The organism is Aliivibrio sp. A6 (assembly GCF_028765505.1).
Lineage (GTDB): Bacteria > Pseudomonadota > Gammaproteobacteria > Enterobacterales > Vibrionaceae > Aliivibrio > Aliivibrio finisterrensis_A.
Genome location: NZ_JARACR010000030.1, coordinates 1 through 13,087 on the forward strand (window position 1 = coordinate 1; position 13,087 = coordinate 13,087).

10 protein-coding genes are annotated in these 13,087 nt (G+C 39.0%); 7 read left to right on the forward strand and 3 right to left on the reverse strand.

All coding sequences use genetic code 11. The features are described 5' to 3' along the window. Positions 1-245 precede the first annotated feature (245 nt). The 4 genes from mtnN to PVK70_RS15400 all read left to right on the forward strand — a co-directional run bounded on the left by mtnN (position 246) and on the right by PVK70_RS15400 (position 4,103). Positions 246-944 carry a 5'-methylthioadenosine/S-adenosylhomocysteine nucleosidase gene (gene mtnN, locus PVK70_RS15385; RefSeq protein WP_130048884.1) on the forward strand — a complete coding sequence of 233 codons (699 nt, stop codon included), beginning with the start codon at positions 246-248 and terminating at the stop codon, positions 942-944. Positions 945-1,006: 62 nt separating this feature from the next. After that, complete coding sequence (locus PVK70_RS15390) at positions 1,007-1,960, forward strand: cobalamin biosynthesis family protein (RefSeq protein ID WP_130048885.1); 954 nt, start codon at positions 1,007-1,009, stop codon at positions 1,958-1,960. Positions 1,961-2,003: 43 nt separating this feature from the next. Continuing rightward, complete coding sequence (locus PVK70_RS15395) at positions 2,004-2,615, forward strand: TRIC cation channel family protein (protein ID WP_130048886.1); 612 nt, start codon at positions 2,004-2,006, stop codon at positions 2,613-2,615. Positions 2,616-2,795: 180 nt separating this feature from the next. Further along, entirely contained in the window at positions 2,796-4,103 is a 1,308-nt protein-coding gene (locus PVK70_RS15400) for a peptidoglycan DD-metalloendopeptidase family protein (RefSeq protein ID WP_207215692.1), read from the forward strand. 68 nt (positions 4,104-4,171) lie between these two features. Here the strand turns inward: PVK70_RS15400 and PVK70_RS15405 are convergent, their stop codons facing one another. The 3 genes from PVK70_RS15405 to erpA all read right to left on the reverse strand — a co-directional run bounded on the left by PVK70_RS15405 (position 4,172) and on the right by erpA (position 8,863). Beyond that, a complete protein-coding gene (locus PVK70_RS15405; protein ID WP_130048887.1) occupies positions 4,172-7,261 on the reverse strand; it encodes an efflux RND transporter permease subunit in 3,090 nt (1,029 codons plus the stop codon). 9 nt (positions 7,262-7,270) lie between these two features. Next, a complete protein-coding gene (locus tag PVK70_RS15410) occupies positions 7,271-8,383 on the reverse strand; it encodes an efflux RND transporter periplasmic adaptor subunit (protein ID WP_130048888.1) in 1,113 nt (370 codons plus the stop codon). 138 nt (positions 8,384-8,521) lie between these two features. Beyond that, positions 8,522-8,863, reverse strand: a complete 342-nt coding sequence (gene erpA, locus PVK70_RS15415; RefSeq protein WP_130046203.1) for an iron-sulfur cluster insertion protein ErpA — start codon at positions 8,861-8,863, stop codon at positions 8,522-8,524. A gap of 226 nt (positions 8,864-9,089) precedes the next feature. Here erpA and hemL point away from each other — a divergent pair, with 226 nt between their 5' ends. The 3 genes from hemL (at position 9,090) to rsmC (ending at position 13,039) form a co-directional block, all read left to right on the forward strand. Then, the gene (gene hemL / locus PVK70_RS15420) at positions 9,090-10,385 is read left to right on the forward strand and encodes a glutamate-1-semialdehyde 2,1-aminomutase (RefSeq protein WP_130048889.1); all 1,296 of its coding nucleotides are present in this window, start codon (positions 9,090-9,092) and stop codon (positions 10,383-10,385) included. Positions 10,386-10,645: 260 nt separating this feature from the next. Continuing rightward, entirely contained in the window at positions 10,646-11,731 is a 1,086-nt protein-coding gene (locus PVK70_RS15425) for an AI-2E family transporter (protein WP_130048890.1), read from the forward strand. Between the two features lie 288 nt (positions 11,732-12,019). Next, entirely contained in the window at positions 12,020-13,039 is a 1,020-nt protein-coding gene (gene rsmC / locus PVK70_RS15430) for a 16S rRNA (guanine(1207)-N(2))-methyltransferase RsmC (RefSeq protein ID WP_130048891.1), read from the forward strand. Positions 13,040-13,087: the final 48 nt, after the last annotated feature.

Sequence of the window (13,087 nt, forward strand, 5' to 3'; positions counted from 1 at the left end):
AACAAGGCATACTGTGATTTGAATCACTCGCTCCGTGTCAGTGGATGCGCAGTATAGGCAATTCAGATTTTCGTGCAAGCCTTTTTATTAAAAAAAATACCGTTAGAACAACAATTAACCACATAGGGTAAATACCATACTAAAAAGGCTATTTTATTGATTATTTCCTCAATCAGTCTTATCTCCTCACACTTAAATAGCTATGTTACAATTATCATCTATTCAAACTTTATTGAGATATACACATGAAAATCGGCATTATCGGTGCAATGGAACAAGAAGTTGCCATTCTAAAAGAACAAATTGAAGGTTTAACAACCACGATAAAAGCAGGATGTACTTTCCATACTGGTACCTTAGCTGGAACAGACGTCGTATTACTGCAATCTGGTATTGGTAAAGTTGCAGCAGCAGTAGGGACAACATTACTTATTTCAGATCATAATGTAGATCTTGTATTAAATACGGGTTCAGCGGGTGGGTTTGATTCATCACTAAATCTTGGCGATGTCGTAATTTCAACAGAAGTACGCCACCATGATGCAGACGTAACAGCTTTTGGCTACGAAATGGGCCAAATGGCGCAACAGCCAGCCGCTTTTAAAGCTGACGAAAAATTAATGTCTGTAGCAGAGCAAGCATTGACACAAATGGAAAATAAACACGCTGTTCGTGGCTTAATCTGCACTGGTGACGCTTTTGTATGCACACCTGAACGCCAGACGTTTATCCGTACTCACTTCCCGTCAGTTATTGCTGTTGAAATGGAAGCTTCAGCAATAGCTCAAACATGTCATCAGTTTGAAGTTCCATTTGTTGTTGTTCGTGCAATTTCAGATGTTGCAGATAAAGAGTCTCCAATGAGTTTTGAAGAGTTTTTACCTCTTGCCGCACAAAGCTCATCTGAGATGGTGACCAAAATGGTTGCTCTATTAAATAAATAGTATCTTAAATTGAGCTAGCCAAACGCTAGCTCAATTTTCTCTCTTTTATATAGTAAACATATATGCTTGAAAAATTCTCTTTACTCATTGCTGATTATTCTCTACTGGTTTTATGGGGAGCGTTATTATTTCATTTGCTTTTACCGATCCCAGTTCATGCCCACCCCATGACTATTTGGCGAAAATTCGCAGAGTTATTAGCGAACAAAGTAAATAATACTCGATCTTATCAACAACGTTTTCTTTCTGGCTCTCTCGCTTGGGCCTTAATGGTCATCCCTGCTTTTATTGTCTGTATCGCAGCTCAACCCATAGTTTGGAACCTTCCTCTATTTAATTTGGGACTACTTCTGATTTCACTAGAATGGCGAGGCGTTGAAAAACTCTGTAAAGATACAATTCAATCAATTAATCAAAACAACAAAGAAGAAGCAAAGGCTGCTCTACAACCTTGGGTTAATCGAGATGTTGAGCCTTTATCTCTGTTAGGCCTAGGAAAAGCCAGTGCAGAAACGATAATTTTAGGCTACGCAAGAACCGTCATTGGCGTTTTATTTTGGTATGCGATTGCTGGTGGTATTGGTGCGTTTATTTACCGCTTATCTTTAGAGTTAGCAAGAGCTTGGTCTCCATCAAGAGATTCATTCCGACCATTTGGCATTCCGGCATTAACCATACAAGCTTTTCTTGATTTTATTCCTTTAAAACTGTTTAGCTTATTATGTCTTGTTGGTAAACACCTTCAAAACACGCTCCACACCTTAAATCTTCAACGTAAGAGTTGGGCAAACACAAATAATGCGTGGCTACTTATCATTATTGGTAAAAAATTTGAGCTTTCTCTTGGCGGTCCTGTTATTTATCAAGGCAAGAAAATTAGCCGCCCAAAGCTGGGAGGGAAAATTGCGCCGTCAGCTCTTCATTTAGCGCAAATACATCGTTTCTTAAGCTGGAGAATTGCTATTTGGTTAATTCTTCAAAGCACTCTAATGGTTATAATCAAACAAGGGTTATAACTTTTATTTCAACGACATCATGCAGTAAGTCATAGAGGACAAGATGTTAATCTATATAATTGATATGTTTGGTACCGCCATCTTTGCTATTTCAGGCGTTTTATTAGCGGGACGATTAAAAATGGACCCTTTTGGTGTCACTGTTCTCGCTAGCGTTACCGCTATTGGCGGAGGAACCATTCGAGATATGGCGCTTGGCGCTACCCCTGTTTTCTGGATTACTGATACTAACTATTTATTAGTCATTTTTGTTACTTGCATTTTAACCATGTTAATCATCAGAAAACCAAAACGTCTTCCTTGGTATGTTCTTCCTGTATCTGATGCCATTGGACTAGCTGTATTTGTCGGAATTGGTGTTGAAAAGGCCCTAAGCTATAACGCAGACCCAATGGTTGCCGTGATTATGGGGGTAATAACTGGTTGCGGAGGAGGCATTATTCGTGATGTTCTTGCTCGCGAAGTACCAATGGTATTAAGAAGTGAAGTGTATGCCACTGCTTGTATTATCGGAGGTATAGTTCATACCTCAGTTCTTGAGTTTAATATTCAAAGCTCAACAGCCATGCTCTTTGGCGTAGCAACAACATTGGTCATTCGATTAGCCGCTATTCGCTGGCATCTATCTTTACCAACTTTTGCGCTCAATAAATAAAGTATTAAGCCAACTCTGTTCACATTATTGAGTTGGCTTTTTTGTTTATTTTTAATTAATGGAACTTTTTTTTATTAAAAGGTGACAAAACGATAACTTCGTCACATAGCAGTTAACTCAAAAACAAGCTAAACTTCTATGTTGTTATTTCTATGAATTCTTTACCTAATTAGTCGAATGATATTATCTAAATTAACTCGCATTCCTGTTATCCATCGTATTCTTATTGGTATTTGTAGCGCTGGGATAATTGTTGCTGTAGCGACAATTCCAGACTCGGTCGCCCCTGACTCAGGCTTTTATAAATTAGCGGTCGGACAAACATACCCCATTGAAATTCGTCAAGAATCACTTATTTCGCATGAACAAACCTCCCCAAATAAGCAACTCTCTTGGGAGAATTATACGGTTAAGTCAGGTGAAAGTGCTTCTGTATTATTCAGTCGAGCAGGACTAACCGCTCGCCAACTTTATAATCTAACCAGCAGCGATAAAGAAATTGAGCAACAATTAACCCGCCTCCGTCCTGGTGATAAATTAAAGTTTGGCTTCAATAAAAACCAAGAAATTATCCAACTTATCCGTCCTATTAGTAAATTTGAAACCTATAGGATCAGTAAAGTAGGTGACCAATACATTGGTTTATTTGAAAAACAAGACATCGAAACCCAACTTAATTATACCAAAGCGACAATTACCTCTAATTTTTGGAATGCTTCAATTAGCGCAGGTTTAAATGCAAACCAAATAATGGAATTAGCAGGCATTTTTGGTTGGGATATTGATTTTGCTCTAGACATTCGTGAAGGCGACAGTTTTAACGTTCTTTATGAAGAGCGTTATGTTGAAGGTGAATACGCAGGTAAAGGAAATATTATTGCGGCTTCTTTTACCAATCGCGGAGATACCTTTACTGCTATTCGTAATGATAAAAATGGCAATTTCTATGAGCCAAATGGCCGAGCAATGAAAAAGGCTTTTTTACGCTCTCCAATTAACTTCCGTTATGTAAGCTCTAACTTTAACCCTCGTCGCTTGCACCCAGTAACAGGGCAAAGAAAAGCACATAGAGGCACTGATTATGTCGCACCTGTTGGTACCCCTATTTGGGCAGCAGGTGATGGTGTGGTTGATAAGTCAGGTTACAATCAATTCAATGGTAATTATGTCTTTATTCGCCATAGTAATACCTACATTACTAAGTATTTACATATGACTAAGCGTTATGTCAAAGCGGGACAACGAGTAAAGCAAGGAGATACGGTTGGTACCCTAGGTGGTACAGGACGAGTTACAGGCCCTCACTTACATTATGAATTCTTAGTTAACGGAGTTCATAAAGACGCAAGAACGGTCTCGTTACCACAATCAAAATCATTAACAGGCAATGATAAAAAAGAGTTTGAAGTGGTAGCAAAAGAGCGTTTAAAACAACTCGAACAATACAGTCAGTTTATTGTGGGTAATCACCCTGTGCTAACCCACTAATAAATGAAAATAAGATAATGCCCTATAATGTCGTTAATCAGTGACAACATAGGGCATTATTTTTATCCTTAACTTGAGTATTTTTTATCTCGACCTAGCATCAATAAACAAGGTGTTAATACGAGAGTTAATACCGTAGCAAAGGCTAATCCCCCAGCCACAGCGGTTGCTAATTGTGACCACCACTGAGTACTAGGAGCACCAAACTCTACTTTTTGACTTACCAGATCGATATTCATTTCCAATACCATTGGCATCAAACCTAAAATCGTCGTTACTGTGGTTAATAACACAGGTCGTAAACGCTGAACCCCTGTTTGTAATATTGCATCAACTTTCTCAAGCCCTTCTTTACGCAATGTATTGTAGGTATCAATAAGTACAATATTATTATTAACAACAATCCCAGCCAAAGAGATGACTCCTATCCCCGACATAATGATGCCAAAAGGACGTTGGAAGATAAGCAAACCTGCAAAGACACCAACCGTTGAAAATAAAACAGCACTTAAAATAAGGAAAGCCTGATAAAAACTATTAAATTGAGTTACCAAAATGATCGCCATCACCGCTAAAGCAACAACAAAAGCATTTTGAAGAAATGCGGCTGAATTATTCTGCTCTTCGTTTTGGCCTCTCAGTTTAAACTCAACCTCATCAGGTAAATTTAAAGCGCTTAATGCTGATTCAATTTTTGGCAATTCAATACTCAAATTATAACCATCACTCATATCGGCTTTTACCGTTAGCACTCGATGCCCATCAATTCGATGAATCGTATCTTGTTTGTGAGTAGGGATAATTCGTGCAAAATTAGTGATAGGAACTAATCCATTAGCGGTTTTTACCCTTAACTCATCAAAACGTCCGATATCTCGATGTTCTTCAGGAAAACGAACAAGAATATCAACTTGTTCATCATTATCATCAGGCAGGTAATCCCCTATTTTGAGTCCATTCGTCACAAATTGTACAGTATTACCAACCAGTGTCGCATCCGCACCAAAGCGTGCGGCATCATCTCGACGAATATCAATTTTCCAATCAATACCTTGTTTATTTGAAGTATCACTAACATTCGTAAAGGCTGGATTCGCATCAATCCACTCTCTTACTCGCATTACTGATTGATTAAGCAACTCACCGCTTCTTGCACTGAGTTCAATAACTAAATCATGCTCACTCGGAGGGCCGGCATTCGGTGTACTAAACTCCAATTCAATACCTGCAATGTCCTTTGTTTGAGTCCTTAAATCATTGATGATCTCTTTCACTGGTCTGCGATATTGCCAATCCACTGGGGTTATTTGAATTTGTCCAATTTCATCATCGCCACCGGTTCGCGTATAAATACTGTCTAATTCTTCCATTCCCAGTATTTGGTCTTGCACTTCAACCATTAATTTATCTTTCTCATTAATAGAAAGATCACCATGAGAGCGCACTTTGACCGTTAAGAATGGAGGATCAACATCAGGGAAAAAGACAACACCCAAACCAGCTTTCGCATAAGTAAACCCAATCCATATTGCTAATATTATTGCTAACAACAGAATTTTAAATGGGTGCTTAAGTGCCATTGATAATGTATGAAAATAGAGTTTTGTTATCCCTTCAGCTTGACTAAAATCCCCCTGACTTAACGCATACAGTTTTTCCCTCTTCTTTGGTAAGACTTGTTGAGGTTTACCAAATAAACTCCCCAAAACCGGGACAAATAAAAGTGCCATAACAAGAGATGCACTCAGTGTAGCAATTAAGGTGAGAGGCAAGTACTTCATAAATTCGCCTGTAATATCAGGCCAAAATAACAAAGGGGCAAAAGCAGCTAAGGTGGTTGCGGTAGATGCGGTGATCGGCCACGCCATTCGTTGTGCAGCTTCTCGATAGGCATCAAGACGGTTCGCACCTTCCTGCATTCGTCGATCGGCATATTCAGTAACCACAATTGCGCCATCAACAAGCATTCCTACCGCCATAATAAGCGAAAATAGCACGACAATATTAATGGTTAACCCAGACAGCGCTAACATTAATAGGCCAGTTAGGAACGAACCAGGAATTGAGATCCCAACCAGAAGGGCCGTTCTTGCTCCTAGAATAGCAATGATGACAATCACTACTAATAAAATGGCTGATAAAATATTATTTTGCAGATCGTTAAGCATGCTCTTAACGTCTTTTGACTCATCCCACGTGTATTTTACCAATAAATTGTTTGGCCATGAGTCAAGCGCTTGAGCACCAGCTAAAACTGCTTTTACTATCTCAACTGTTTCAATTATGTTTTCGCCAGAGCGTTTTTTGATATCGAGGACAATGGCCTTTTCACCATTTAGTCGAGCGTAACTATTAGGGTCTCTAAACGCTTTTCGAACCGTTGCAATATCTCCAAAAGTCACCACTTGCTTACCATCAACTTTAATAGGCAATTCAAGGACATCTTTTAATGAATCAAAAACAGAAGGGACTTTAACTGAAAATCGTCCATAACCAGTATCAACAAACCCAGCTGCAACCACTCGGTTGTTCAACGCTATCAAATTATAAATAGCGGCTTGATCTAGACCATAACTTTCTAATAAAAGAGGGTCTACTATGATTTCGACAACATCTTCTCGATCTCCTGCAATATCAACTTCTAATATTTGCTTATAACTTTCGAGCTTGTCTTGTAATTTTCGTGCAATTTGCACTGCGGTTCGCTCAGGTACCGTTCCATATAGCACTACGGATAATACGGCTTGTTCTGCTGCTAGAGTAACTTCATGTACGGTTGGCTCATCACTCTCTTCTGGTAAGTCCGGTTTTACCAGATCAACCGCATCTCTTACATCGGTAAGGGCTTTATCCAAATCCGTTCCAACATTAAACTCTAATGTTACCGAACCATGGCCTTCCCCCGCGACCGCTGTCATTTCTTTGATCCCTTCAATAGAACGTAATTCTTGCTCCATCGGGCGAACCAATAAGCGCTCAGAATCTTCAGGAGAAATACCTTGATGGCTCATTGATACATAAATGATTGGGATCGTAATATCTGGATTCGACTCTTTTGGGATAATAATATAAGTCGATATACCTGCTACAAGTAACAGTACCAGTAGCATAAGCATAGTTCGAGAGCGACTCAGAGCTGCATTAATAATGGCTAACATACAATGTCCCTATTTACGTTTTGCGTGAATAAAGTCACCATCACGGACAAACCCTTGGCCAACGGTAATAATATCGACTTCAGCACCAAGCCCTGTTAACCAAATCCCATCATCTTCTGCTTTTACTAATTGGATCGGCACAAATTTTACTTGTTGATCACTGTCTGCGTGCCCTTCACTTTGAATAACTGTTTTTACCCCTAAGTCTCCAGCTTCATTTAATGCCAACATAGCCGGTGACACTTTTAGCGCCGGTTGAAGATCCAGGTTTATTTCTACTTCAGAACTCATGCCTGCAGAAATCTCTGCGCCAGCATTTGGTATTTCAACTTCAACAGAAAAAGTATTTGTCGACGATGATGATACGCTAGAGATATAACGAACATCCCCCTCAATTGATAGACCGTTAATAAAGAAGACTTCTGCTTTCTGCCCTTTATCAATTTGCCCAATATGCCTTTCACTCACATTAACTTCGATAACTAAAGGATCTAACACCACAACTTTTGCAACAGGATCACCACGACTCACAAAGTCACCAACCTCAACAAAAAGGTGTTCTACAATGCCATCAAATGGGGCTGTAACCGTCGTGTTCTTTAAAATAAGTTCAGCATTTCTTACGCTTGCTCTGGCCTCAGCTAAAGATGCTTCAGCTTGACTAAAAGCAACTTCACCTTGTAATCCCTTTCGGCGAAGTTCTTTTGCTGCTTTAAACTCTTTCATTCGTACCGAATATATGGCCTTGGCTTGGCTTAAACGTAAGTCAAGATCTGCCATATCTAAATGAGCGATTGGTTGATCTTTTTTTACTCTAACGCCCTTTCGAACTAAGATATCCTCAATTTGAGCACCAACTTGTGCACCTAATATTGTTTTACGATCAGGCGCAGTTCTGCCATATAAGGAAATGGTTTTATGCGTAGGAGTAGATTGAAATCGCTCAACAATGACATTGGCAAGAGGAACGCTCAAAGACTGATTGTCTTCTTTTATCTCTGCGTTATCCGCATGGGAGGGGCCACTTATTATCCATAGAAATAAGCTTAAAAATAAACAGAAAGAAATTATCCAAGGGCGATGGATAATATATGAAGAAAAACGAGATGCGAATTTACCCATAGCAACAATCCTTAGTGCTTTAGAGGTAGGTAAACAGTAATACATCCTGATTTACTGTAGGAATTAAGTAACCTTTATAACTTAAATTTATAAAAAAAGGTAAGCGAGAAACCTCGAACTTACCTTCTTTATCAGTTTTTATACACTGAACGAAGCACCGCAACCACAGGTTGTTGTTGCGTTCGGGTTATCAATGAAGAAACGAGAACCTTCAAGCCCTTCGGTATAATCAACAACACCACCAATCAAGTATTGTAAACTCATCGGGTCAACAACCAAGGTTACGCCATCATTAACTAAGGTCATATCACCGTCGTTCACTTCTTCATCAAACGTAAATCCATATTGGAAACCACTACAACCACCACCAGTAATGTATACACGTAGTTTTAGATTTGGGTTTTCTTCTTCTGCAATTAGCGTTTTTACTTTTGCTGCGGCAACATCAGAAAACGTTAACGGCACAGATACATCACTCATTTAAACCTCTCAGGATTGGTTTCCAATTCTATTTTATTGCTGATTATCTAATACCTGACTGTTTCATTCAAGTATTCAATTATATCTAATGCTTTACCACTTAATATCGGGATCGCATTTCCTGTCACTATTTTACTATTAGATGGGGATTAATACGATCAACTCAAGCATTTTTAGGTACAATAGCGCGCAACTGGTCCAATTGATTACTATGAGGATATAAGTAATGACCAAATCAGCAGAACTATTCGCAAAAGCTCAAGATAAAATTCCTGGTGGCGTAAATTCACCTGTTCGTGCTTTTGCTGGCGTTGGTGGCTCACCAATCTTTATTGAGCGTGCCGATGGCCCATTAATTTTTGATGCCGATGGCAAAGCTTATATTGACTATGTTGGCTCTTGGGGTCCAATGATCCTTGGTCACAACCATGCTGCCATTCGTGAAGCTGTAATTTCTGCAGCACAACGTGGTTTAAGTTTTGGCGCTCCAACAGAAACTGAGATTAACATGGCTGAACTCGTTTCTGAATTAGTTCCATCAATGGAACAAGTTCGCATGGTTAGTTCTGGTACAGAAGCAACAATGAGCGCCATTCGTCTTGCTCGTGGTTACACAGGCCGCGATAAAATTATGAAATTTGAAGGTTGTTACCATGGACATGCCGATAGCCTACTTGTTAAAGCCGGTTCTGGTGCGTTAACACTTGGTCAACCAAGCTCTCCTGGCGTACCTGCTGATTTTGCTAAATACACACTAACTGCAACATTTAATAATTTAGACTCGGTTCGTGAGTTATTTGCGGCAAACAAGGGTGAGATAGCTTGTATTATCGTAGAGCCTGTCGCAGGTAATATGAACTGCATCCCTCCGGTGGAAGGCTTCCATGAAGGTCTTCGTCAAATTTGTGATGAAGAAGGCGCACTATTAATCTTTGATGAGGTAATGACAGGCTTCCGCGTAGCTGAAAACTGTGCTCAAGGTTACTACAACATCAAACCAGACCTAACAACGCTTGGTAAAGTAATTGGTGGCGGTATGCCTGTTGGTGCATTTGGTGGCCGTAAAGAAGTGATGCAATACATTGCCCCTACGGGTCCTGTTTACCAAGCAGGTACGCTTTCAGGTAACCCTGTCGCAATGGCGGCTGGTTTTGCTTGCTTAAAAGTACTAACAGAAGAAGGCAATGAAAAACGCCTTGCTACTACAACAAAACAATTAGCGCTAGGCTTAAAAGAGCTAGCAAATAAGCACGGTATCCCAATGGTAGTTAATTACGTTGGCGGTATGTTTGGTTTCTTCTTTACTGATCAAGAAACGATTACTACTTATGAAGACGTCACTAAATGTGATATTGAAAGCTTCAAACGTTTCTTTAACCTAATGCTATCGCATGGTGTTTATCTTGCACCTTCAGCATTTGAAGCTGGGTTTACTTCTCTAGCTCATGGACCAAAAGAAATCGAAGCGACATTAGAAGCCGCCGATCGCAGTTTTGCTGAAATGGCTTCAAGCACTAAATAAACGACCAGCATAAATAAAAAATGGTTTCTCTGCTTATTGAGAAGCCATTTTTATTGCCAGAAATAAATAACCAATACCATTAATCCAACAATAATAAGAGGGATTATTGGAAGTTTTCTTTTTTTATTACTGCTACACGTCTCTTTATCACAACAGCCCATTATTACTCCCCATTATTCTTGCTAAGCTAACCAAGTACCTATATAACTTAACTTACTACCATTATTTGTAAATTGCTTACCGCATCATAAGGGAAGAATGTGTCTCATTTCAATAAACTAAATTCCAGTCATTGGGTTTTAATCGCAGCTTTACTTGCTGCCAGTTATGCGTGTTTTTTATTAATACAACCATACCTAAACCCTATCATTCTTGCTTTTATTATGTCTCTTTTGTTTGCGCCATTGCATAATAAAATCAGTGAAAAACTGCCTAACAGTCCAAACAGTGCCGCTATCTTATCCTGTATGGCACTCACTTTTATTATTGCTATTCCTTTGTTTTTTGTTTTTGTTGCTATCGTACAGCAAGGTGCTACTTTTTCTAAAGACGCTTATCATTGGGTTACCGAAGGTGGTGTTCAAGCATTATTTGAGCATCCTATCGTTTCTCAAATATTGGCATTTTTTAATAAGCACTTACCTTTTGATGCTATTGATCCTGCTGAAATAACCCAAAAAATAGCTCAATTAGCCTCTCAGGTTGGTACCAGGGTCGTTGGTGTTAGCGCCCAGATCCTTGGGGATGTCACCAATGTATTAATGAACTTCTTTTTAATGCTCTTTGTTCTTTTCTTCTTATTGCGCGATCAAGATAAGATTATCTCAGCATTTCGACACGTACTTCCCCTTTCAAGAAGCCAAGAAGATCGTTTACTTGATGAGATTGAAGAAGTCTCAAAATCAGCCGTACTAGGTTCGTTCTTGACAGCCATCGCTCAAGGTTTAGCGGGCGGCTTTGCTATGTGGCTAGCTGGATTTCCGGGTTTATTCTGGGGAACAATGATGGGCTTTGCTTCATTTATTCCGGTGGTCGGCACCGCACTGATTTGGGTTCCAGCAGCGATTTATTTACTACTAACGAATCAATGGGAATGGGCATTGTTCTTAACGGTTTGGGGGGTTGCAGTGGTAGGTTCGATTGACAACATTGTACGACCATTATTAATGCAAGGTAATTCAGGAATGAATACATTGCTTATTTTCTTTTCTTTATTAGGCGGAATCCACTTATATGGTTTAATCGGCTTAATTTATGGCCCTATTATTTTCGCTCTAACATTGGTGTTATTTAATATGTATGAAACTGAATTTAAAGATTTTTTAGACCAACAAGATAAAAATTAACACCTTAAGAACCATTAATACCATTCTGGATAAGTAGTTGTTCAGATAATTGCTTAGGAAAAATCGATTAGAGCAAGGCATAAATTACAGTAACTAGTGGATCTAATTACAAAATTTATAACGCTGATATAATCGATTTTAACAAGCAAGAATGACCAAATACTTATGTAGATTGGTATAAATAGAGGCTGTATTTATTTACTCTGATAAACAGCCTCTTACTTTTCTTTTGCTTCCCTTAGCTTTGTGCGACAATCTCGTCAGTTTTTGTATTCTTTCGAGGCCACTATGTCTTACTCAGCTCCAAGTCAAATCACTCAACGTCAACTTGCTTATTTTGAAGGCAAACACGTTCTCATTGCTGGTGAACTTACTGATGATTTCCCACTAGAGTTAGTCAAACATTGTGCTTCAACATCAATCTTTACGACTAACTATGGCTACTATAAGCAGTTTGAAAACAATGACAGTATTGAGTGCCATTTTGGTTCTGAGTTAACTGAAAATACCAATGCCGATATGATCCTACTTTATTGGCCAAAAGCAAAAGCTGAAGCTGAATATCTCCTAATGATGCTATTAGCTAAATTAGGTAAAGGAACAGAAATTGTTGTTGTTGGTGAAAATAGAAGCGGCGTGAAAAGCATTGAAAAAATGTTTGCTGATTTTGGACCAATAAATAAATTTGATTCTGCTCGTCGCTGCAGCTTTTATTGGGGTCAATGTACAGAATCAGTACCAGCTTTTAACCTACAATCGTGGTTTAAAGAGTATCAAGTTCAATTTGAAGAGCACACAATTGAAGTAAGAAGCTTACCAGGCGTATTTAGTCATGGTGAATTTGATAAAGGCTCTGAGCTTTTATTACAAACGCTACCTACTTTACGTGGTCATGTACTTGATTTTGGTTGTGGCGCAGGCGTTTTAGGCTCTGTAATGAAAACATTAAACCCTAAAATTCATTTAGATATGGTAGATATCAGTGCGCTTGCGATTGCCTCATCAATTGAAACACTAAAAGCAAATAACCTTGATGGTAAAGTATTTGCGAGTGATGTGTATTCTGATACTAAAGAGAATTACCAATTTATTGTCAGTAATCCCCCCTTTCATGCAGGTTTAAAGACACACTACTCTTCGACAGAAGAGCTACTAGAAAAAGCACCACAAAACCTAACTCATGAAGGCCAATTGATTTTAGTTGCGAATAGTTTCTTACAATATCCACCTATTATTGAAAAAGCTTTTGGGGAATGCTTAACCCTAGCAAAAAATAACAAATTTAAAATTTACGCCGCACAAAAATAATCTAGCACCCCGCCGCACTTTACTCTTCTGCTGCTTGATTTTTAACGT